This is a genomic window from Methylophilus sp. OH31 (genome assembly GCF_000576615.1).
Taxonomy (GTDB): domain Bacteria; phylum Pseudomonadota; class Gammaproteobacteria; order Burkholderiales; family Methylophilaceae; genus Methylophilus.
Window position 1 is genome coordinate 73,759 of sequence record NZ_BAUS01000012.1, and the last position, 20,201, is coordinate 93,959.

The window sequence follows — 20,201 nt, forward strand, 5'->3', positions numbered from 1 at the left end:
ATGAGTGACCAGGGATTAACCAGAAGTGCAATCTTGATGCTGGCGCTCGGTGAAGACGAGGCGGCTGAAGTGATGAAGCATTTGTCACCGAAAGAGGTGCAGCGCCTAGGGATTGTCATGGCGTCGATGAAGCCAGTGCCACGCGAAGAGGTTGAGCAGGTGCTGGAAAAGTTCATGCTGGACTTTGCCAGCAGCAGTGATTTCGGCCTCGATTCGGACAGCTATATTCGCTCGGTGCTGATCAAAGCTTTTGGTGACGACAAAGCGTCCAACTTGCTGAACCGTATTCCGCAATCACAAGATGCGGCGGGCATAGAAAGCCTGAAGTGGATGGATGCCTTTAGTGTGGCGGATTTTATCAAGAACGAGCATCCACAGATTATTGCCACCATTTTGTCTCATCTGGAGGCAGAACAGTCCGCAGAAATTTTGGGGCATTTTACCGAGCGTTTGCGCCAGGACGTGATTTTGCGTATTGCCACGCTGGACAGTATCAAACCAACCGCGTTGAGAGAGTTGAATGAAGGCATGCTGAAAATGCTGGCCGGTAATGACAACATTAAGCGGCAGGCGATCGGTGGCGTCAAAACTGCCGCCGAGATCATGAACTACATTAGTGGCGAACATGAGGCCAAACTGATGGATGGCCTTAAAAGCTACGATGACAATATGGCGCAGCAAATCATGGATCAGATGTTTGTGTTTGACAACATCATGGAGATCGATGACAGAGGCATTCAGGTGCTGCTGCGTGAAGTACAGTCAGACATGCTTATCGTGGCTCTGAAAGGCACCTCAGATGAAATGAAAGAAAAATTCTTCCGCAATATGTCTTCCAGAGCGGCTGACATGATGCGTGAAGACCTGGAAAGCCGTGGGCCAGTCAAGCTGTCAGAGGTTGAAGGCCAGCAGAAACAAATATTGCAAATTATCCGTCGCTTGTCAGATGAAGGTCAGATCATGCTGGCTGGCAAAGGCGACAGTGAGCAATATCTATAAACGCATGATATAAGGAAAGTGTCTCATGGTAGCTTCTGCAATTCCAAAAGAACAAATGAGCGCCTATCAACGCTGGGAGATGGCCAGCTTTGATGATTCCATCTCCAGTGAGCGTGTTAAACGTGAACGCGAGCAGGCCGAGGAAAATGCACGCACGGTCAGCCAGATTCTGAAGCAGGTCAGGCAAGAAGCTTATGAAGAGGGCTTTAAAACCGGTTACGGCGATGGCATGACACATGCCCAGTCGCAAATTGACACTGAGCGCCAGCAATTGTCGCAAATGGCTGCCAGCTTCCAACAGGCATTGGCCATGCAGGATGTCAGCGTGGCCGAGTCTGTGTTGAGCCTGGCGCTGGACCTGGCAAAAGCCATGATGAAAACCAAATTGCAGGTGGATCCGCAAGCGGTGATTCCTGTGGTACTCGATGCCATGCATTACCTGCCACAAGTCAAACAGCCTGCCAGGTTAATCGTGCATCATGAAGATGCCAAAGTACTGCGTGCCCATATTGGTGAGCAATTGAAAGAACAAGGCTGGCAACTGGTTGAGGATAGCCAGATTGAGCGTGGTGGCTGCCTGGTGGAAACCGCAGAAAACCAGATTGATGCCAGCAATGAAATGCGCTGGAAACGCCTGGTGCAAGGCTTGTCACGCGTGGATGACTGGCATAAACCTGTCGCTAGCAATGAATAATGTGTGCAGCCTATTGAGCAGCGATTGTGATTGATGCAAGCATGACAGACCCTAATAGCGCCGTAGATGCCAGCCCAGTGTTGGCAGAAGACTTGGTTAATGATGCGGATGTGACGCCAACCGCAGATGCCAATGTCATGGCAGACCAGGCAGAAATTGCCGCGCCTGCCGAACAGGACTTGCCACCCAATGTGCATAACCAGCGTTGGCAAAGTTACCTCAAAGATTGTAGAGAACTGATTCATTTGGTTGAACCACTGGAAGTGGCTGGACGTATCGTCAAAGTCACCGGCCTGATCATGGTTGCAACCGGTATCAAAATGCCGATTGGCGGCGCCTGTTTTATTCCGCTGCAAGATGGCGGCCGCGTTGAAGCCGAAGTGGTTGGTTTTGATGGCGAAAACTTGCTGTTAATGCCACAGTCAGCCGTTGATGGTGTCGTGCCTGGCGCCAAAGTATTCAGTATGGAAGTCACCGAGACCTTGCCTAAACCGCAATTTGGTCGCCCGCCACGCCGTCGTGCACAAGACCGTGCACGTCATTTTCCGGTAGGCGATGGTTTGCTCGGCCGCGTGGTTGATGCTGCGGGTAATCCGCTGGATAACCTGGGCCCGATCTCCACTGAAGTCATGGCGCCGTTAAGTGGGCGTGTGATTAACCCGCTGATGCGCGCACCGATTGAGGATACGCTGGATGTAGGCGTACGTGCAATCAATGCCATGTTAACTGTTGGTCGCGGGCAACGCTTGGGCCTGTTTGCGGGTTCTGGTGTGGGTAAAAGCGTATTGCTGGGCATGATGGCGCGTTACACTACCGCCGATGTGATTGTGGTTGGCCTGATTGGTGAGCGGGGCCGCGAAGTACAAGAGTTTATTGAACAGATTTTAGGGCCAGAAGGCCTGGCACGCTCAGTGGTGGTGGCTGCCCCGGCAGACGTTTCGGCACTGATGCGTTTGCAAGGGGCCAATTACGCCACTGCGATTGCCGAGCGCTTTCGCCAGCAAGGCAAAAACGTATTGTTAATCATGGATTCACTGACACGCTATGCCATGGCGCAACGTGAAATCGCCTTGGCGATTGGTGAACCACCAGCCACCAAAGGCTATCCACCTTCAGTGTTTGCCAAATTACCTGCGCTGGTTGAGCGTACCGGTAACGGCGCCAGGGGCGAGGGTTCAATTACCGCTTTTTATACCGTGCTGACCGAAGGGGATGACCAGCAGGATCCGATTGCCGATTCTGCACGTGCCATTCTCGATGGCCATATCGTACTTAACCGTACCCTGGCTGAGAGCGGGCATTATCCGGCGATTGATATTGAACAGTCGATCAGCCGTGCCATGCACAACATCACCAGTAAGGAACATCAGCAGGCCGCACGTTTGCTCAAGCAGTTATATTCGCGTTATTTGCGTAATCAGGACTTGATTGCCGTTGGTGCTTACCAGCCAGGCTCTGATCCTATGCTGGATGTGGCGATTAAAAAGCGTGACCAGATCAATGCATTTTTGCAGCAGGACATTGATGAAAGTGCCTATATGCAAGCCTGTTTGCAGCAATTGGTGCAAACCATTTCCTGAGGCCATCTGTAATACGCTATGGCCAAACAGTCGACACAAACGCTGACACTGCTGATTCAACTGGCGACAGACGAGGTGGACGCTGCCATGCAAGACCTGGCGCAAGCCATGCAACTGCTTGAACAGGCACAACAGCAGCGCACCATGCTGGAACAATATCAGCAAGAGTATGAGCAGCAATGGCAGTTGGCATCACAAAAAGGCCTCAAAGCCGATTTATACCGCAATTTTCAGGGCTTTTTCTCGCAATTGGAATTGGCCGTGCGCAGTCAAAATGCTCAAATCGAACAATGTCAGGCGAATGTCCTGCAAAAACGACAGCTATTGCAGGAAAAACAGCGCAAACAAAAGTCCTTTGAAGTTCTGATGACGCGAGCAGCAACGATGCAAGCAAAAGCAGAGGGCAAGCGTGATCAGAAACTGATGGATGAGTTTGCAAGCCGTGCCAAGCGCACGCGTCTGTAAAACAAATGTTGACCGGGAGAGTCATATGGCGTTTTTGAATTCCGCAACTTTACTGAATATGGGGGCCGATGCCGTGAAAACAGCATCAGCCAATCAGGTGTCACAAGACGCACAGAGCAATGGTTCTGATGAGTTTGCACAGGCGTTGCGCAAGCAAATGCAGCAAAGTAGCAAGCCTGTGATCCCTACTGCCAATAAGGCGACAGATAAGGTCGATGCACCTAAACCTGAGCCGACAAAATCCGCGACAGCAGAAAAAGCGCCAGCTGCACCAAACAATACGGTCAAGTCAGAAGACAGCCCACAAAAGACCGCGGCTGATAGCAGCGACGAACATACGAGTGCTGAAGCAGCAGCCAGCACTGAAGAGACTGCTGCGTCCGCAACGACCAGCAATACAAAAGACCCTGCCGACGTGATTGAAACAGCGCAAGAGCGCAAAAAACGTTTATTGGCAGACCTGGCCGCGAATGATCAACTGCCACCAGGCATTTCGCCGTGGATGCAAACCATGATTGCCATGCGTCCAACCACAGCACAAACCGATAGCCAGCCTAAAGCTGAATTGAGTACCGATGGTGCTACCGTGACAGTAGATAGCGAGCAATTGCCTGCTGTTGATGGCAATGCCTTGGCTTTGCCACTGGAAACTGAGGCAACGGCTAAAACCACACTTGCACAGATACCGACCGGGCCTGCTGTGAATGTAGAGCAGGATGATCAGGCCGCCGATTTCAAACAATTGCTGGCTGGCAATGCACAGGCTGAAACGGCTAAAGAGTCACCTGGTATTTCTGAAACCTTGGTCAATGCTAAATTAATGGCAGAGGCGACAGGCGAAGCAGGGCGTACAACGCAGGCTTTTAATGAGATGCGTGGGGCGGATGCACAAGCCGATATATTGAATTTACCACAGCAGCCAGCGGCGCAAGCCTTATCCAATAGCACATGGCTGAATGCGGCTGGTGTGGCGCAAAGCAGCTCTGTGGCGATGTCGCAAATTGCGGCGCCGTTTGGCAATGAGCGCTGGCAAACCGCCATGAACCAGCATGTGATGAATATGGTAGGCAGTGGCGACGATGTGGCCAGCCTGACCTTGTCACCACCCGACTTGGGTCCCATTCAAGTCGTGCTGAAAGTGGATAACCAGTCTGTGAATACCAGCTTTATTACTGATAACCCGCTGGTCCGTCAGGCATTGGAAGATGGCATGCAGGATTTGCGTGAACGCATGCAGTCACAAGGCTTGCAGTTGGGCCAAACCTTTGTCGGTGATGGTCAGCAGGCGCAACAGCATTTTGAGCAACAAACGTCACGCCAAGGTGGTCAGTCATCGGGCGCAGCAGGCGAAACGGACGCTGTGCTTGCGCCGCAAGCCATTAAAACCACGGTCGCACGTGGCCTGGTTGACACCTTTGTTTAAACTGCGGGCAGGCAATCTGCCTGCCAGTGGGTATAAATTTCGATTAAACGCTGATTTAACCCTTTTATCCGTCAATCTCCAGCGCGCTGTTTTGCGCATAATGACACCATAAACACTCTAGGTTTAATGTAAGAAAGGTTTGTGTCATGGCTCAAGAACCGGCGAAAGCAGCTGGTGCCGCAGAAGCGGCGCCAAAATCCAAGAAAAAACTCATTTTGATATTGGCCGTCGTGCTGACATTAGCTGCCGGTGGCGGTGCTGCCGCATTCTTTTTGATGAAGAAACCAGAAGCGCATCAGGCAAAAGGCAAGGCGGGCGATAAGGCTGAGCACGCCGAAGATGCTGAGGGCGAAGCAATTAGCGAGGAGTCTGCAGAAGAGGAAGCGCCAGAAGAGTCTGGTGGTCATGCTGATCCGAAAACGGCTTTGACTTATGTGCCATTTGAAACATTTACGGTGAATTTGTTACCAGACCCGGATGACAAGTTCCTGCAGCTCGATTTGACCATGGAAGTGAAAGGCGCTGAGCTGGCAGAAAAAATGAAAGCACAGATGCCTGCCTTGCGTAACCGCGTACTGTTATTGCTCACCAGCAAAAAAGCTTCCGATATTTCTACGCCGGAAGGCAAAGCACAACTGAGTCAAGAGTTGCTGGTTGAACTGAAAAAACCGCTCGCTGCACACGGTAAGCCACTGAAAGTCACCCAGGTATTATTTACCTCGTTCGTGATTCAGTAATGTTATGAGCCCGGTAGTTTAAAGTGAGTCATCATGTCAGCTGACAAGTTTTTATCACAAGACGAAATTGATGCGCTGCTCAAAGGCGTAGACGGCGATGACGAGAGTGAATCGTCTGGTAAAGACGATGCTAGCGTTCGTAACTACAACCTGGCCACGCAAGAACGGATCGTGCGCGGCCGCATGGCCACGCTGGAAATGATTAATGAGCGCTATGCGCGTTTATTGCGTGTTGAACTGTTCAACTTTCTGCGCCGCACCGTTGAAGTCTCGGTCGGGCCAGTCAGGATTATCAAATATACCGACTTTATCCGTAACCTGGTGGTACCTACCAATCTCAACCTGATTCACATTAGTCCCTTACGCGGCACCGGTGTGCTCGTGATAGATCCTACCCTGGTGTTTTTGGTGGTGGACAATATGTTTGGCGGCGATGGCCGCTTTCACACCCGCGTCGAAGGCCGTGATTTTACCGCGACCGAACAGCGCATTATCCAGCGCATCCTGGGCATCATGTTCGAATCGTATGAAAAGGCTTGGGCACCGGTATATCCGATCAAGTTTGAGTACCTGCGTTCAGAAATGAATACGCAGTTTGCCAATATCGCCACGCCGAATGAGGTGGTAGTGGCCATTACTTTCAATATTGAGCTGGGCCCGAATAGTGGCGAAATGCATTTTTGCGTGCCTTATTCCATGGTTGAGCCGATTAAAGACCTGCTGACATCACCGTTGCAAGGCGAAAACCTGGGCGGCGATAAGCGTTGGGTCAAATTGATGACGCAGCAAATTCAAGCCGCAGAAGTCGAGATTGTCGCTAATCTGGCCACGCGTAAATTGACGGTGGCAGACTTGCTGGAGCTGAAAGAAGGCGATGTGATCCCGATTAATATCAGTGACAGCATCGAAGGACAAATTGACAACATTCCGGTGATGGAGTGTCGTTATGGAGTATTTAACGGGCAATACGCCCTCAAGGTTGAAAAGTTAATTCGCGCTGACGGTAGTCAGGAGCAATTGCAAGGAGAGTCATAATGGCTATGGATCCCGCCACTAATAGTGCAGATGATGATATGAATGCAGCGATGGCTGCCATGGGAGTGTCTGATCCCGGTGATGTGCAGACGATTGCGGAAGATGACTGGGGAGCAGCCTTGGCTGAGCAAACCCAGGCTGAGTCTTCGGCGTTGCAGGAGCCAACCAGCAAGACGGCTGTCTTTAACGAGTTTAGCAGCAACAATAAACTGGAAGGCACGCAGAATGATATCGACTTCATTCTGGACATCCCGGTACAACTGACCGTTGAGCTAGGCCGCACCAAAATTTCGATCAAGAACCTGTTGCAACTGGCACAGGGCTCTGTGGTTGAACTGGACGGCATGGCGGGTGAACCGATGGATGTGCTGGTCAATGGCTGCCTGATTGCCCAAGGTGAGGTGGTGGTGGTGAATGACAAGTTTGGTATTCGCTTAACCGATATCATTACCCCGGCCGAGCGTATTCGCAAACTGAATCGTTAATTGTTTTTAAAATGCCTTTTTATTTAGAGTGTCATGAAAATTATCAGCCAGTTGTTGATCGCCTTGTTTAGCAGCCTGGTTACCGGCGTGGCGTGGGCCGTTGTGCCTGCGGCGACTGTCGCAGCAGCACCGAGTGCGAGTGATAGCCTAGGCCGTATGGTGTATGGCACGGTGATTGTCTTGCTGGTGATCGCAGCAATTGCCTGGTTGTTACGGCGCGTGATGCCTGGGCAAACCATGGCTCAGCGCGGTGTGATTAAACAAGTCGGTGGTTTGCAGCTAAGCCCCAGGGAGCGTGTGGTGGTGCTTGAAGTGGCTGGCCGCTGGCTGGTAGTGGGCATCAATGCAGGCCAAATGACCGCCCTCGGCGAAGTCGCCCCACCTGCGACGGAGTCCTCAGTGGAAGAGGGCGCAAGTGCTGCTCAGTCCCCGGCTTCTGGTATTGATCCACAAGCTTCTTTTGCTGTGCGTTTGCAACAAGCCATGCAAGCGACGTTGCAGCAAACAGTCAAATCCCTCAAAAACAAGCCTTGAGTCGCTCATTTCCGACCTTTGATTTAGCCTGGTCGGGCGTACTATAGCCCTAACTTATTGATAGCCTTGTGTCTGCCGTGCGCAGTTGCAAGCAAGTTTCGGGTGCCATACACATGCGTGTTTTTTCAGTGTTAAAGTCTATATTGTCCTTGTTGCTGCCGGTCGGCTTGCTGCTTGGTTTCCCGCTATTGTCGTGCGCGGCTGGCGGATTACCGATTGGTACGGTCAGCCCTGGAGCAGGCGGTGGCCAGGACTATACACTGAGCCTGCAAACCCTGATTTTACTCACCTCGTTGACGTTTATCCCGGCCGCGATGCTGATGATGACCGGCTTTACGCGCATCGTAATCGTGTTGTCTTTACTGCGCCAGGCATTGGGGACTCAGTCTGCACCCTCCAACCAGGTATTGATTGGCCTGGCACTGTTTATTACCTTTTTTGTCATGGGCCCGGTGTTCGACAAGATTTATACCGACGCTTACCAGCCTTTGTCTGAAAGCAAAATCACCATGCAGGAAGCGTTAGAGCGCGGCGTGTTGCCACTCAAAGGCTTTATGCTCAAACAAACCCGCGAGAATGACCTGGCCATGTTTGCCAATATGGCACATACAGAAGCGATTCAAACGCCGGAAGAAGTACCACTGCGGATACTGGTGCCTGCTTTTATGACCAGTGAACTCAAAACAGCCTTCCAGATTGGCTTTGCCATTTATATCCCGTTTTTGATTATCGATATGGTAGTGGCCAGTATCTTGATGGCCATGGGCATGATGATGGTCTCACCGGCAATTGTGTCGCTGCCGTTTAAGCTCATGCTGTTTGTGCTGGTTGACGGCTGGCAGCTGATTATCGGCTCGCTGGCGCAAAGCTTTGTGATTTAACCTTTTGATTTAAATAGGCACATATTCATTTTCAGGAGTAAACCATGAGTCCGGAACAGGTATTGACCATAGGCAGTGAAGCGATGCAGACCACGTTGATGGTGGCCGCGCCGGTGTTGGGCACTGCGCTGATGATCGGCTTGATTGTGAGTATTTTTCAGGCTGCCACGCAAATCAACGAACAAACCTTGTCATTTATCCCCAAGCTGGTTGGCGTCATGGCGGTGCTGTTACTGGCAGGCCACTGGATGCTGATGACCATGGTGGATTATATGCACCATATTTTCACCATGATTCCGCAATTGGTGAACTAAGCGCCTGATCACATGCTGACCATCCATGCTTCAGATCTGCAATTGTGGATTGTTCAGCTGCTGTGGCCACTCACACGGGTACTAGGCTGCCTCACTGTCGTTCCGCTGTTCAGCCATCCAGCTATTCCCAAACGCATCAAACTGGCTATTGGCTTTGTGGTTACGCTGGCCATTGTGCCTGCGATCCAGGTGCCGCCCATTGAAGTGCTTTCCTGGCAAGGCTTATTGTCATTACTAGCCCAGTTTCTGATTGGTATCAGCATGGGTTTTGTCATGCGGCTGCTGTTTACAGCAGTCGAAATGGCCGGCTTTATGATGGGGATGAGTATGGGGCTAGGCTTTGCCAGTTTTTATGATCCGCAGGCACATGGCCAAACGATTGCCGTCGGCCAGTTTCTGACCATGCTGGCGCTGTTGGTGTTTTTGAGCCTGGACGGTCATTTAATTGTGGTCGCGGTCATGCTGCAAAGTTTTGAAACCATGCCGATCGGTATGGAGCACTGGCAGTTGAATAGCCAGGCCATTGCAAGCCTGGGCGGCCATATTTTTTCACAAGGCTTGTTGCTGTCATTGCCGGTGGTTGCCAGCCTGCTGATTACCAACATGGCCTTGGGCGTGTTAACCAAGGCAGCACCGCAATTCAATATTTTCGGTATTGGTTTCCCAATTACGATTTCAGTCGGCTTTTTGATGACATTATTAAGCCTGCCTTCTCTGGTCAGCCCCGTCAGTCGCTGGCTGGTTGATGCGCAGCAACTGATGTTGCAAGTGCTGCGCTAGAGCAGTGCCAGGCCAGGCCCGTGTGCTTGCAAGGCCTTCACCGCTTAAATCAGGCTAAATAGCGAGATATTCGACGTGGCCACAAATGCTTTTTGTGCGGCCTGCAAGATGGTGGTTTTCTTGGAAATATCAGACAAGGCCTGCGCATAATCCAGATCTTGCAGCGTTGAAATAGACGCATCGTATTGCAGATCCAGGCTATCGCCAGTCGTGTTCAAGGTATCCAGTAAATTCAGGCTACTACCGATTTCTGAACGCGCATCCAATACCGAATTCAATGAACCTTTCATCTTATCGATACTGGTGGCCAGGCCGGTATTAAATGTCGCCTGAGTGGTGCTGTCCGTGATCGGTGTTTTTAACAGCGCAATGATATCCTGCAAGTTGGTGAATACATTGTCGCCATTGGCACCAAATACCTGGTCGCCGGTGAAGGTCACTGGCAACTGGCTTTGCACATCAATCTGCAACTTGGTGCGGTCTGAGCTGGCGACAAAGTCATAGTTACCATCAAAAGGCACCGTAGACGAGGCATAGCCGGAATACATGTAATTGCCTTGCGAGTCTTTGGTGTTTGCCAAGCCCTTCAGCGTATCCAGGCTACCTTGCAATTCATTGGCCAGCTTGGCACGTTCAGCATCGGTATAAGCACCATTACCGGCAGCAATCAGTGATGATTGGATCGACTGTATGGTGTCGGTCACACTGCTCAGGTTGGCTTCGTAGGTTTGCAGCAGGGTTTCTGCTGTTTTACGCGTGCTGGTGTAATTTGCGTTCTGGTCTTTGGCTGTATTGAGCTCGAGGATACGTGCCGCTGCCACCGGATCGTCTGCTGGCGAGTTGACGCGTTTACCGGTCGCAGTTTGAATGCTCAGCTTGTTCAAGTCTGATTGCAGATTCATTAACTGGTTGGTGCCAGATTGATAGATGGTATTGGTACTGATTCTCATGATGGCCTATCCTTCAAAAACTTATTGACCTAGCTGCAGCAACACTTCAAACAGCTGACTGGCGATTTGCATCATTTTGCCTGCTGCCTGATAGGCTTGCTGGTAACGCAACAAATCTGTCGCTTCTTCATCCAGGTTGACGCCTGACTCTGACTGCATGGCACTGGTTGCATTTTCCAGGGCAGTGGCATCGGCCTTGCTGGTAATGCTGAGCTCGTTGGTTTTTGTGCCCACCGCGCTCACCATTTGTGCAAAGGCTTGCGCGTAGGTTCTGTTAGTACTGCTGCCTGCCACACGCACATTGGCGCCAGTTTGCAAAGCCGCCAGTTTGAGACCGTTTTCGTTGTCGTTCGGGCCACCGGTGGCTGAGCCAGCCAGCGCCAGTTTGTCAACGTTGGTAAACGCCAGTGACAATTGACCCGCAGCATACTGCGTCGGTTTGATCAGGTAGGAGTCGCCTTCTGTCGGTGTGCTGGTATTGACATCAATTTGCATGCCGTCGACGGTAGCAGGCAGTGAGGCACCTTGCCACATAACGGATTTATCGCTGAGGCGCGTAATCGTGTATTGGCCACTGTTATATTTAACCGTGTAGTCACTGCTGGTCAGCAGGCTGGCATCCACAATGGAGGCCGAGGCGGCTTTGGTCGGATCGGTGTTATAAGCGCTGCTGATGGCGGTCGGTGCGCCCACATTAAACAGGTTGGTACCCAATACGCCATTTAAATCATAGCCCTGGGTTTGTTGGGCATTAAACTGGCTGGCCAGCGTGATTGCCAATTGGCCCACCTGGCTTTGCACCGCATCCAGGGTTTCGCTCCTGAACTGCAAGACTCCGCCCAGGGTGCCGCCAGACAGCGTGTCTGAACTCAGGATTTTTGGACTGTCCGGGTTGCCGTAAGCCACCTCTACGCGTGAGGGGTCGGTATCACTGGCGCGAGTATAAAGCGAATACTGCGTCGTACCGACGACCAGAGGCATACCGCTACCGGCAAATACGTTGTAGGACCCATCATCCTGCTTGATGACGGTGGTTTTCACTTGTTCACTGAGTTTTGCCACCAACTGGTCACGTTGGTCCATCAAGTCATTAGGTACATTGCCCGTCGCATTAATGGCTTTGCTGATAGTGTCGTTTAGGTTAGCGATTTGTGACGAATAACTATTAATGGTATCTACACTGGCTGTAATTTGGGTATTAATGCTCTCCCGCATTTGATCCAGTTGCGTGTTCACCGCATTAAAGCGGTTGACCATCGATTGGGCAGAAGAAATCAGGGTCTGGCGCGTGGCTGTATCGCTAGGGTTGGCCGCAGCGGCACTCACCGCGCTGAAAAAACTGGTAATCACCGGGTTTAACCCGGCGGTACTGTCTGATAACAAGCCGTTGACCTGGCTGATATTGCTGTAATAGGCACCGCTGGCATTGGCGGTAGAGGTTGCATTGATCAGCTGTTTGGCCAGCGTCTCGTTGTACACACGCTGGATCCCGACCACATTGGTGCCCTGGCCGACATAGCCATAGCCAAAGTTTTGCGCTTCGGCGGCAGCTTGTACGACTACCTGGCGGTTATAGCCTGCGGTAGAGGCGTTGGCAATGTTGTGGCCAACAGTGGCAATGCCTATTTGCGCGGCATTGAGGGCGCTTTTACCAATGCTGAGTACATTTGACATGTGATTTCCTCATGTGTCAGCCCCCTGCAGAGAGTCAGACACGACTTTAAAGTGTGGTTAAGTAGCCTATCGGCAGTTTTTTTTGTTTCTTTAGGGTTGCGTCTGCTTAGCCTTGTAAATTCTTGATCACTTGCGTCAGTTTTTTGCCATATTGCGGATCGGTGGCATAGCCTGCGCGTTGCAATGCATTGGCATACGCACTGGCATCATGGGTGTTACTCATGGCTTGCTGGTAGCGCGGATTCTGTGAAATCAGTTTGGCGTAATCCTTGAAGGCATCACTGTAGCTATCGTAAGCACGGAATTTCTCCACGCGGGTCTGCTTGACGCCATTGATGTATTCGGTGGTAGTGCTGCTTGCGACTTTGCCTTTCCAGTTGGCATCAGCCTTGATACCAAACAGGTTATGGCTGTTCACACCATTGTCCGTTTTAATTTCATGTTTGCCCCAGCCGCTTTCGAGGGCGGCCTGGCCAATCATGAATTTAGCTGGAATGCCAGAAGTACTGCTGGCTGCTTGTGCATGTGGCAACATGCTCTGGATGAATTGTTGGGTTTTACCTGCCACTTCACGCATGGCCGTGGCTAATGGCGCTTGCGGCAGGGTAAAGCTCTGGACGTTGGCCTGGGTTTCTTCAACCAGTGGCGGCAGTTCCGGAATCCCGCGTGCCCAGGCAGTATCGGTATTGCTATCGGAAGTACTGTCAGTGGCTTCCCACTGCTGGTAAGCCTCACGGATTTTTTGTGCGGCTTGCGCCAGCACGGCTTTACCATTGCTATTGCTTGTTAGTTGGTTGGTTTGGCTGGTGTGGGGCAGGGCAGCACTGCTATCGAGTTTGCCAGAAGATTTGCTGTCTTTACTGCCATCGGTCGCATCGCCCGGCTTTTGGCTGAACTTGCTTAATTGCCTGACCAGCACATCAGTCAGCCCCATGCCCTTCTGGCTGAGGTTGGTGCTCAGTTGCTGGTCCAGCATGCCCATGAACATCTTGCCTTGTTCGCTATCGGTGATGCCATCTTGCGGCACGGTCTCACGCATGCTTTTTAACATCATGTTCATCAGCACGGCTTCAAACTGGCGTGCCACTGCCCGAATCGCCTCTGGCGAATCGTTATTGGCGCGCTTCAGGCTATTGAGCGAGTTAGCATCAATAGCCAGGCTTTGCGTAGTAGGATCGACACGTGGTTGCATGGTCGTCTCTCGCTTAAATCACCTCAAGCTCGGCATTCAACGCGCCAGCGGCTTTCATGGCTTGCAAAATCGCCAGTAAGTCCTGTGGTGTGGTGCCAATCGCATTCAGTGCTTTGACGACATCAGACAAGTTAGCGCCGTTATTCAGCTTCAGTACCTTGCCAGGCTCTTTGTTGATGTTGATCTCAGACACTGCGGTGGAGATGGTCTGGCCATTCGAGAATGGGCCAGGCTGGCTAATTACCGGTGAGGTATTAATCACCACCGACAGGTTGCCGTGTGAGACTGCGCAGCTATCCAGCGTCACTGCCTTGTTCATCACCACGGAGCCGGTACGGGCATTGAGGATAATCTTGGCTGGTGTCGCGGCCAGGGCGACATTAATGGTTTCCAGGTTAGCCAGGAAAGAAACGCGGCTCATGCTTTCAGGCGGGCGCACCTGAATCACGCGGCCACTCTCGGCCTGGGCCGTCATCGGGCCAAATTTCTTGTTAATGGCTTCAACCACATTATTGGCGGTTGAAAAGTCACTTTCTTTCAATTCGAGTTTGACAATATCCTGGTGTAGCAGGGTATTCGGCAATGCGCGTTCAACGGTAGCACCTTCTGAAATCCGGCCGACACTTAAATGGTTGATCTGGGTCTGGCTGCCATTGGCCGCCGCACCGACACCACCCACGACCAGGTTACCTTGGCCCATGGCATAAATTTGTCCGTCTGCACCTTTCAGCGGCGTCATCAATAAGGTACCGCCACGCAAGCTCTTGGCGTTACCCATAGAAGACACCGTCACATCCAGGGTTTGCCCTGGCTGTGCGAAAGCGGGCAGGGAGCTGGTGACCATCACCGCTGCCACGTTTTTCAGTTGCAGGTTGGTCCCAGGTGGCAGGGTAATGCCCATCTGGTTCATCATGCTGATAATACTTTGCACGGTGAATGGTGTTTGCGTGGTCATATCGCCAGTGCCATCGAGGCCGACGACCAGGCCATAACCAATCAGCTGGTTGGCGCGTACGCCCTGAATATTGCTGATGTCCTTGATACGTTCCGCTTGAGCGAAAGGCGTGGCCAGTAACAAGCCGCATGCCAGCAGGCCATAGGCAACAGCGCGTTGGCCGCGCTGTACGGTGTGAACTAAGCTGTGTGTCAGTATAGGCATGATCAACTCTCCTACAATGGAATCATGCTGAGAAAGAAGCGCGAGAACATGGATAACACTTCAGCGGCATCCATTTTGCTGTTGCTGCGATATTCGATACGTGCATCCGCCACTTTGGTCGAAACCACTTCGTTGCCGATGGTAATCATGTCCGGGTTGACGATGCCAGAGAACCTGACATATTCAGTGCCTTTGTCAAAGCCAATCTGTTTCTCGCCGCTGATGACCAGGTAGCCATTTGGCAGCACATCGGTCACTGTGGCTGTCACAGAGCCGCTAAAGGTATTGCTGGCATCTGCAGCCGCTTTGTCTTTAAATGACAGCGCTGAACTGGCGTTGAAAGCGGCTTTAGGCACATTGTGTCCAAACAGGCCGGTCACAGAAGCCGCGGTTGAGCCATCTTTGGTTTGCTCGTTATCAGACGCTTTGTTAGCGGTGGTGTTTTCTGCAATACGAACAGTGACGATATCGCCTACATAGCGCGGTCTGCGGTCTTCAAACAGTGGACGAAAGCCTGCGCTGTTGAAGATGGCGCCTTCTGTGCGCGCATCTGGACGTGCCATCGCTACTCGCGGCGTTTCCGGTTTTTGCACAATGGTGGACGGCGTGATAGAGCAGCCGTTCAGTAATTGAGAAAACGCCAAACAAAGTAGTAAGCTCATGATCGTTCTATTCATCATTTGAGTGACCCTCAAGCAGGGATTACATCTGCGACAGTTTTTGCAGCATCTGGTCCGACGTTGTAATCGCCTTGCTGTTAATTTCATAGGCGCGCTGGGTTTGAATCATGCTCACCAGCTCTTCCACCACATTGACGTTGGAAGTTTCAACATAGCCTTGTGACAATAAACCAGCGCCATTGGTCCCGGGTGTATTGGTATTCGGGTTGCCGGAAGCGGTTGTTTCAACAAACAGGTTTTCACCTTTGGCTTGCATGCCGGCCGGATTGATAAAGGTAGCCAGCTGAATCTGGCCAATTTGCGTGGTGGCTGTGGAGTTAGGCGTGGTAATGGATACGACGCCGTCCCTGCCGATCGACAAGCTTTGCGCATTGGCAGGAATGGTAATTGCGGGCTGCACCGGGAAACCGCTGGCGGTGACCAGTTGTCCCTGGCTATCGACCTGAAATGAGCCATCACGGGTATACGCCGTGGTGCCATCTGGCATCAGAATTTGGAAGAAACCCTGGCCCTGGATGGCGACGTCTTTATCGTTACTGGTTTGTTGCAGGTTGCCTTGAGTGAAAATACGCTCGGTCGCCACCGGCTTCACACCAGTACCCAATTGCAAACCACTAGGCAGCTGGCTCTGTTGTGAGCTTTGCGAGCCTACCTGGCGAATGTTCTGGTAGAGCAAGTCTTCAAACACCGCGCGCGACTTTTTAAAGCCGCTGGTGCTGACGTTGGCCAGGTTGTTTGAAATCACATCCATCTGCATTTGTTGTGCATCAAGACCGGTTTTGGAAATCCATAATGAGCGTATCATCGTTCACTCCTTGGGCTTAAAGCCGTTTTCATACTGCAATAGTAGTGCAAGCATTAACCATTCATACTGAAGAGCTGATCTGCTTTTCCAGCGTTGTTTTGCGCGTTTTCCAGCATTTTCATTTGCATTTCGAATTGGCGTGCCAGGCCGATCATATTCACCATGGTTTCGACCACGTTCACATTGCTGCTTTCGAGGGCACCACCGGTGACTTTGACATTCGGATCCAAGGGCGCAGCCTGACCATTACTGGTCACAAATAAGCCGTCTTCTGCACGTTTGAGTGAAGCTGCTGGCGGGTTAGCCAGTTTGATTCGCCCCAGAATCGTGGTCGCACCAGGCACGCTCAGGTCGTTGACGCTGGAAATCGTGCCATCACCACCGATGCTGACAATCACATTGGGCGGAATGCTGATCGGGCCGCCGTCGCCCATCACATTGAGGCCGGATTCGGTTTGCAACTGGCCGTTCTCATTAATTTTGAGCGAGCCGTTGCGGGTATAACCTTCTGAACCATCTGCACGCTGTACGGCAATCCAGCCTTCACCTTGTACGGCAACATCGAGGTCGCGGCCGGTATGCTGGATGCTGCCTGGCTTGTAGTCAGTGCCGACGGTGGCATCGACGACAAACGCACGTGTAGGCAGGCCGTCACCCAAAATCGGCACGGCCCTGAAGCTATCCACCTGGGCTTTGAAGCCGGTAGTGGTCGCGTTTGCCAGGTTATGGGCTGTGGTCGCCTGTTGCTCCAGAATGTGCTTGGCGCCAGTCATTGCGGTATATATCAGACGATCCATAAAGCTGCCCTTGTCAAAAAGTTAATCAAACCTGTATTAACGCAGGTTGACCAAAGTCTGCATGACCTGATCTTGCGTTTTGATGGTTTGCGCGTTGGCCTGGTAGATACGTTGTGCAGTAATCATGTTGACCAGTTCTGCGGTCAGGTCTACGTTTGAATCTTCTACCGCAGATGACTGCAGCACACCAAGTGTACTGCTGCCTGGTGAGCCAATCAGCTCGTCGCCAGATTCGTAAGTCGATGCCCACTGGTTACCGCCCAGTGATTGCAAACCATTCGGGTTCACAAAGTTAGCCAGGACCACACGGCCGAGGTCTTTGGATTGACCGTTGGTGTAGCGGCCTTGAATAATGCCATCATCACCAATAGTGAAGCTGGCAATACGGCCTGAAGAGTAACCATCCTGGCTCAGCTTGTTGACGCTGAAAGACGAGCCATACTGTGTGCTTTTTGAATAATCAAAGCTGATGTTCATGGCGGCGCCACCCGTCGTAGGCGTGAATGTTATCGGTGTCACGCTGGAGTTAGTTGAATCGTAGCCACCCGCGTTAAATACCATGGTTGGTGTTGGTGTTGGTGTAACATCCGTACCATCTACCGTAGTGTAGACACTCCAGTTGTTAGCGGCAGTTTTCACATAGTAGTTTTGTACATTGTGTGAATTACCCAGGTTGTCATAGACCGTAATCGCGGTTGAGTTAGTGTAGCTGGTCGGGTCTGTGGAGCTAAATGGGGTGACGGTCTGATCAATATCAGCACTGGCTGAGTTCAGGTTCAAGGTACCTGTGATTTTGGAACTGGCGACTGGTTGCAAATCACTGGTATCAATCTGAATTTCTACCGGGCTGGAACCGTTGAGGTTGTCTGCGCTGTTACCCATCAGGCGTTTGCCGTCGCTGGTGACAATGTAGCCATTCTTATCCATCTGGAATTGGCCGTTACGGGTATAGGTCACCGCACCGTTGTTGCTCAAACGGAAGAAGCCGGCACCGTTAATTGCCACATCCAGTGTGTTATTGGTCGCGGTAATGTTGCCTTGTGTAAACTGCTGGGCCACATCAGAAATTTTGGTACCAATACCGATTTGTGTCGTACCCGCGCCACTCAGGGAGGCCGCGAACACATCAGAAAACTCTGCACGAGACTGTTTAAAGCCAACAGTGTTGGCGTTAGAAACGTTGTTGCCAATCACTTCCAGCGCCTTGGACGCTGCATTTAAACCACTTAAGCCTTGTGAAAAAGCCATGTTATCTCTCCTTGGTAAGGACTAAAAATGTCGGTATTAAAATTAGAAAATTTCTGAAATGTCTGAGGCAGACACAGTCGTGTTATTGCTCAAATTCAGTTTGGCACCGCTGGTGCTGGTGGTGACGCTTTGTACCTGTGCCAGACTCAGGGCGGTACTGCTGACGGTGGTGTCACCAGTTTTTGCGGTGATTTCATAGCTATAGTCACCACTAGGCGCGACGGTGCCATCATCCATTTTTCCATCCCAGCTCAACGCATTGACACCTACGTCTTGTTTACCGAACGTCAGTGTGCGTATGGTGGCGCCAGAACCGTTTTTGATCGCGACTGACAGGCTGTCTGCGCCATTAGGCACATTGACGCCGAAATAGCCGCCGGTTTCTGTATGGGTCAGCGTTTTGCCTTCTACCAATACATTGCGGCCTATCATGCTGGTGGCCTGGTAGGCCTGGCCGAGTTGTACGCTGCCGATCAGGCTACTCATGGTTTCATTCAGCTTGTTGATGCCAGTCACGGTATTCAACTGCGCCATCTGGCTGGTCACCTGGGCGTTATCCATCGGATTCAACGGGTCCTGGTTTTTCATCTGCGTCACCAGCAAGGTCATGAAACGGTCTTGTGTTTCATCTGTCGTGCTGGCCGTGTTGCGTGTGTTCACTGAATTCAGTAAATCTTGTGACACCTGGTTGTTGGTATTAACGGTGGTCATGCTGAAGTCCTTTCTGCAGGTTATTGACCGATATTCAATGTTTTAAGCAACATGGTTTTTGCCGCGTTCATGGTTTCCACGTTGTTTTGATAAGCGCGTGACGCTGAAATCATGTTCACCATTTCCTCAGTCACATTGACATTAGGCATGGTGATGTAGCCATCGGCATTCGCCATCGGGTGTTTGGGGTCGTAGACCATTTTGCCTGGCTTGTTATCTTCAATGACACGATCCACTTCAACCGTGCTGCTCTGGTTGGCTGCATCCTGAACTGCCTTAAACACCACTTGTTTAGACTGGTAGGGCTTGCCATCGGAGCTCACCACGCTGTCGGCGTTGGCGAGGTTGCTGGCCACCGTGTTCAGGCGCATGGATTGCGCACTCATGGCTGAGCCGGAAATTTTGAATACGTTAAACAGAGACATGACAGACCTCCTTTAATTATTGCTGGCCGTTAATTGCGGACAGCATTTTCTTAATCTGGCCGCCTATCATGGTCAGGCTGGCCTCATAACGGATGCCGTTATCGACATAAGCATTACGCTCCACATCCATATCGACGGTGTTGCCATCAGCAGAGCCTTGCACCACTGCGCGGAACAGCGGGTCGCCTGTGCTGACATAGCCGCTGCCGCCCGTGCCATTCATATGGCCAGCATTGGTTTGTTGCAATGCGCCATTGCTTGTTGTGGTGCCGGCAGAAGCATTCGGTTGCAGCGCTGCCTTCATGGCAGACTGAAAGTCGATGTCACGCGCTTTATATTGCGGTGTATCTGCATTGGCAATATTCGATGCCAACAGCTCTTGACGTTCATTGCGCACGCGCAATGCCGTCTGATGGAAATTCAGTGCGGCGTCCAGTTTGTTTATCATCGTTTTATCCTTTCCTGGCTGTTTCTCAAGCCCTGTTCGAAAGCCCTGTTCAAAACTTGTTGCTTTCGAACCTCTAAAGTTTTGTCCTCTGCGACCGTTAACCCGAATAAGCAGGTCTGCTTTCACGCATATGACTTTTACTAGCTATGCCTAGTGTACGCCGCGGCCTATGCAATGATTCTGCA

At 51.5% G+C, this 20,201-nt stretch carries 23 protein-coding genes; 12 read left to right on the forward strand and 11 right to left on the reverse strand.

What is annotated here, in order from left to right:
• From fliG to fliR, 12 genes are all read left to right on the forward strand, one after another.
• The gene (gene fliG, locus OH31_RS13250) at positions 1 to 999 is read left to right on the forward strand and encodes a flagellar motor switch protein FliG (protein ID WP_024931105.1); all 999 of its coding nucleotides are present in this window, start codon (positions 1 to 3) and stop codon (positions 997 to 999) included.
• Between the two features lie 25 nt (positions 1,000 to 1,024).
• Positions 1,025 to 1,693, forward strand: a complete 669-nt coding sequence (locus OH31_RS13255; protein ID WP_019882547.1) for a flagellar assembly protein FliH — start codon at positions 1,025 to 1,027, stop codon at positions 1,691 to 1,693.
• A 137-nt stretch (positions 1,694 to 1,830) separates the two neighbouring features.
• Complete coding sequence (gene fliI, locus OH31_RS13260; protein ID WP_201768577.1) at positions 1,831 to 3,273, forward strand: flagellar protein export ATPase FliI; 1,443 nt, start codon at positions 1,831 to 1,833, stop codon at positions 3,271 to 3,273.
• 18 nt (positions 3,274 to 3,291) lie between these two features.
• On the forward strand, positions 3,292 to 3,738 hold the full coding sequence (gene fliJ, locus OH31_RS13265) for a flagellar export protein FliJ (protein WP_019882545.1): 447 nt from the start codon (positions 3,292 to 3,294) through the stop codon (positions 3,736 to 3,738).
• Positions 3,739 to 3,763: 25 nt separating this feature from the next.
• Complete coding sequence (locus OH31_RS13270) at positions 3,764 to 5,161, forward strand: flagellar hook-length control protein FliK (RefSeq protein WP_024931107.1); 1,398 nt, start codon at positions 3,764 to 3,766, stop codon at positions 5,159 to 5,161.
• Between the two features lie 146 nt (positions 5,162 to 5,307).
• The gene (locus OH31_RS13275; RefSeq protein ID WP_024931108.1) at positions 5,308 to 5,898 is read left to right on the forward strand and encodes a flagellar basal body-associated FliL family protein; all 591 of its coding nucleotides are present in this window, start codon (positions 5,308 to 5,310) and stop codon (positions 5,896 to 5,898) included.
• A 33-nt stretch (positions 5,899 to 5,931) separates the two neighbouring features.
• Positions 5,932 to 6,933 (forward strand): flagellar motor switch protein FliM, encoded by a 1,002-nt coding sequence (gene fliM / locus OH31_RS13280; RefSeq protein ID WP_019882542.1) that lies wholly within the window; start codon positions 5,932 to 5,934, stop codon positions 6,931 to 6,933.
• The gene (gene fliN, locus OH31_RS13285; RefSeq protein ID WP_019882541.1) at positions 6,933 to 7,418 is read left to right on the forward strand and encodes a flagellar motor switch protein FliN; all 486 of its coding nucleotides are present in this window, start codon (positions 6,933 to 6,935) and stop codon (positions 7,416 to 7,418) included. Before fliM ends, fliN begins: the two co-directional genes overlap by 1 nt.
• Positions 7,419 to 7,451: 33 nt before the next feature.
• Positions 7,452 to 7,952: a flagellar biosynthetic protein FliO gene (fliO, locus tag OH31_RS13290; RefSeq protein ID WP_024931109.1), complete on the forward strand. Its 501-nt coding sequence runs from the start codon at positions 7,452 to 7,454 to the stop codon at positions 7,950 to 7,952.
• A gap of 113 nt (positions 7,953 to 8,065) precedes the next feature.
• Positions 8,066 to 8,833: a flagellar type III secretion system pore protein FliP gene (gene fliP, locus OH31_RS13295; RefSeq protein WP_024931110.1), complete on the forward strand. Its 768-nt coding sequence runs from the start codon at positions 8,066 to 8,068 to the stop codon at positions 8,831 to 8,833.
• A gap of 44 nt (positions 8,834 to 8,877) precedes the next feature.
• The gene (gene fliQ, locus OH31_RS13300; RefSeq protein WP_019882538.1) at positions 8,878 to 9,147 is read left to right on the forward strand and encodes a flagellar biosynthesis protein FliQ; all 270 of its coding nucleotides are present in this window, start codon (positions 8,878 to 8,880) and stop codon (positions 9,145 to 9,147) included.
• A gap of 12 nt (positions 9,148 to 9,159) precedes the next feature.
• Complete coding sequence (fliR, locus tag OH31_RS13305) at positions 9,160 to 9,927, forward strand: flagellar biosynthetic protein FliR (protein WP_019882537.1); 768 nt, start codon at positions 9,160 to 9,162, stop codon at positions 9,925 to 9,927.
• Between the two features lie 44 nt (positions 9,928 to 9,971).
• On the opposite strand, the gene flgL is transcribed toward fliR, so the two are convergent.
• The 11 genes from flgL to flgB form a co-directional block, all read right to left on the reverse strand.
• Entirely contained in the window at positions 9,972 to 10,877 is a 906-nt protein-coding gene (gene flgL, locus OH31_RS13310) for a flagellar hook-associated protein FlgL (protein ID WP_024931111.1), read from the reverse strand.
• Between the two features lie 21 nt (positions 10,878 to 10,898).
• The gene (gene flgK, locus OH31_RS13315; protein WP_024931112.1) at positions 10,899 to 12,551 is read right to left on the reverse strand and encodes a flagellar hook-associated protein FlgK; all 1,653 of its coding nucleotides are present in this window, start codon (positions 12,549 to 12,551) and stop codon (positions 10,899 to 10,901) included.
• 106 nt (positions 12,552 to 12,657) lie between these two features.
• Positions 12,658 to 13,743, reverse strand: coding sequence for a flagellar assembly peptidoglycan hydrolase FlgJ (gene flgJ / locus OH31_RS13320; protein ID WP_024931113.1), 1,086 nt, complete (start codon positions 13,741 to 13,743; stop codon positions 12,658 to 12,660).
• Between the two features lie 13 nt (positions 13,744 to 13,756).
• Positions 13,757 to 14,902 carry a flagellar basal body P-ring protein FlgI gene (locus OH31_RS13325; protein ID WP_019882533.1) on the reverse strand — a complete coding sequence of 382 codons (1,146 nt, stop codon included), beginning with the start codon at positions 14,900 to 14,902 and terminating at the stop codon, positions 13,757 to 13,759.
• Positions 14,903 to 14,913: 11 nt separating this feature from the next.
• A complete protein-coding gene (locus OH31_RS13330; protein WP_019882532.1) occupies positions 14,914 to 15,564 on the reverse strand; it encodes a flagellar basal body L-ring protein FlgH in 651 nt (216 codons plus the stop codon).
• 40 nt (positions 15,565 to 15,604) lie between these two features.
• A complete protein-coding gene (flgG, locus tag OH31_RS13335) occupies positions 15,605 to 16,387 on the reverse strand; it encodes a flagellar basal-body rod protein FlgG (RefSeq protein WP_024931114.1) in 783 nt (260 codons plus the stop codon).
• A 53-nt stretch (positions 16,388 to 16,440) separates the two neighbouring features.
• Entirely contained in the window at positions 16,441 to 17,184 is a 744-nt protein-coding gene (gene flgF, locus OH31_RS13340; protein ID WP_024931115.1) for a flagellar basal-body rod protein FlgF, read from the reverse strand.
• A gap of 36 nt (positions 17,185 to 17,220) precedes the next feature.
• Complete coding sequence (flgE, locus tag OH31_RS13345; RefSeq protein WP_019882529.1) at positions 17,221 to 18,432, reverse strand: flagellar hook protein FlgE; 1,212 nt, start codon at positions 18,430 to 18,432, stop codon at positions 17,221 to 17,223.
• Positions 18,433 to 18,474: 42 nt separating this feature from the next.
• Positions 18,475 to 19,143, reverse strand: coding sequence for a flagellar hook assembly protein FlgD (locus tag OH31_RS13350; RefSeq protein ID WP_019882528.1), 669 nt, complete (start codon positions 19,141 to 19,143; stop codon positions 18,475 to 18,477).
• A gap of 20 nt (positions 19,144 to 19,163) precedes the next feature.
• The gene (flgC, locus tag OH31_RS13355; protein ID WP_019882527.1) at positions 19,164 to 19,568 is read right to left on the reverse strand and encodes a flagellar basal body rod protein FlgC; all 405 of its coding nucleotides are present in this window, start codon (positions 19,566 to 19,568) and stop codon (positions 19,164 to 19,166) included.
• A gap of 16 nt (positions 19,569 to 19,584) precedes the next feature.
• The gene (flgB, locus tag OH31_RS13360) at positions 19,585 to 20,016 is read right to left on the reverse strand and encodes a flagellar basal body rod protein FlgB (protein ID WP_019882526.1); all 432 of its coding nucleotides are present in this window, start codon (positions 20,014 to 20,016) and stop codon (positions 19,585 to 19,587) included.
• Positions 20,017 to 20,201: the final 185 nt, after the last annotated feature.

Bases quoted from the DNA above. Each gene is read 5' to 3' on its own strand.
- flgL (WP_024931111.1), bottom strand. From the start codon at position 10,877: ATGAGAATCAGTACCAATACCATCTATCAATCTGGCACCAACCAGTTA.
- flgK (WP_024931112.1), bottom strand. From the start codon at position 12,551: ATGTCAAATGTACTCAGCATTGGTAAAAGCGCCCTCAATGCCGCGCAA.
- fliR (WP_019882537.1), top strand. From the start codon at position 9,160: ATGCTGACCATCCATGCTTCAGATCTGCAATTGTGGATTGTTCAGCTG.
- fliQ (WP_019882538.1), top strand. From the start codon at position 8,878: ATGAGTCCGGAACAGGTATTGACCATAGGCAGTGAAGCGATGCAGACC.
- OH31_RS13350 (WP_019882528.1), bottom strand. From the start codon at position 19,143: ATGACCACCGTTAATACCAACAACCAGGTGTCACAAGATTTACTGAAT.
- flgF (WP_024931115.1), bottom strand. From the start codon at position 17,184: ATGGATCGTCTGATATATACCGCAATGACTGGCGCCAAGCACATTCTG.
- fliI (WP_201768577.1), top strand. From the start codon at position 1,831: ATGGCAGACCAGGCAGAAATTGCCGCGCCTGCCGAACAGGACTTGCCA.
- flgJ (WP_024931113.1), bottom strand. From the start codon at position 13,743: ATGCAACCACGTGTCGATCCTACTACGCAAAGCCTGGCTATTGATGCT.
- fliO (WP_024931109.1), top strand. From the start codon at position 7,452: ATGAAAATTATCAGCCAGTTGTTGATCGCCTTGTTTAGCAGCCTGGTT.
- flgB (WP_019882526.1), bottom strand. From the start codon at position 20,016: ATGATAAACAAACTGGACGCCGCACTGAATTTCCATCAGACGGCATTG.
- flgC (WP_019882527.1), bottom strand. From the start codon at position 19,568: ATGTCTCTGTTTAACGTATTCAAAATTTCCGGCTCAGCCATGAGTGCG.
- OH31_RS13325 (WP_019882533.1), bottom strand. From the start codon at position 14,902: ATGCCTATACTGACACACAGCTTAGTTCACACCGTACAGCGCGGCCAA.
- fliJ (WP_019882545.1), top strand. From the start codon at position 3,292: ATGGCCAAACAGTCGACACAAACGCTGACACTGCTGATTCAACTGGCG.
- fliP (WP_024931110.1), top strand. From the start codon at position 8,066: ATGCGTGTTTTTTCAGTGTTAAAGTCTATATTGTCCTTGTTGCTGCCG.
- OH31_RS13270 (WP_024931107.1), top strand. From the start codon at position 3,764: ATGGCGTTTTTGAATTCCGCAACTTTACTGAATATGGGGGCCGATGCC.
- OH31_RS13330 (WP_019882532.1), bottom strand. From the start codon at position 15,564: ATGAGCTTACTACTTTGTTTGGCGTTTTCTCAATTACTGAACGGCTGC.
- flgG (WP_024931114.1), bottom strand. From the start codon at position 16,387: ATGATACGCTCATTATGGATTTCCAAAACCGGTCTTGATGCACAACAA.
- OH31_RS13275 (WP_024931108.1), top strand. From the start codon at position 5,308: ATGGCTCAAGAACCGGCGAAAGCAGCTGGTGCCGCAGAAGCGGCGCCA.
- fliM (WP_019882542.1), top strand. From the start codon at position 5,932: ATGTCAGCTGACAAGTTTTTATCACAAGACGAAATTGATGCGCTGCTC.
- OH31_RS13255 (WP_019882547.1), top strand. From the start codon at position 1,025: ATGGTAGCTTCTGCAATTCCAAAAGAACAAATGAGCGCCTATCAACGC.
- flgE (WP_019882529.1), bottom strand. From the start codon at position 18,432: ATGGCTTTTTCACAAGGCTTAAGTGGTTTAAATGCAGCGTCCAAGGCG.
- fliN (WP_019882541.1), top strand. From the start codon at position 6,933: ATGGCTATGGATCCCGCCACTAATAGTGCAGATGATGATATGAATGCA.
- fliG (WP_024931105.1), top strand. From the start codon at position 1: ATGAGTGACCAGGGATTAACCAGAAGTGCAATCTTGATGCTGGCGCTC.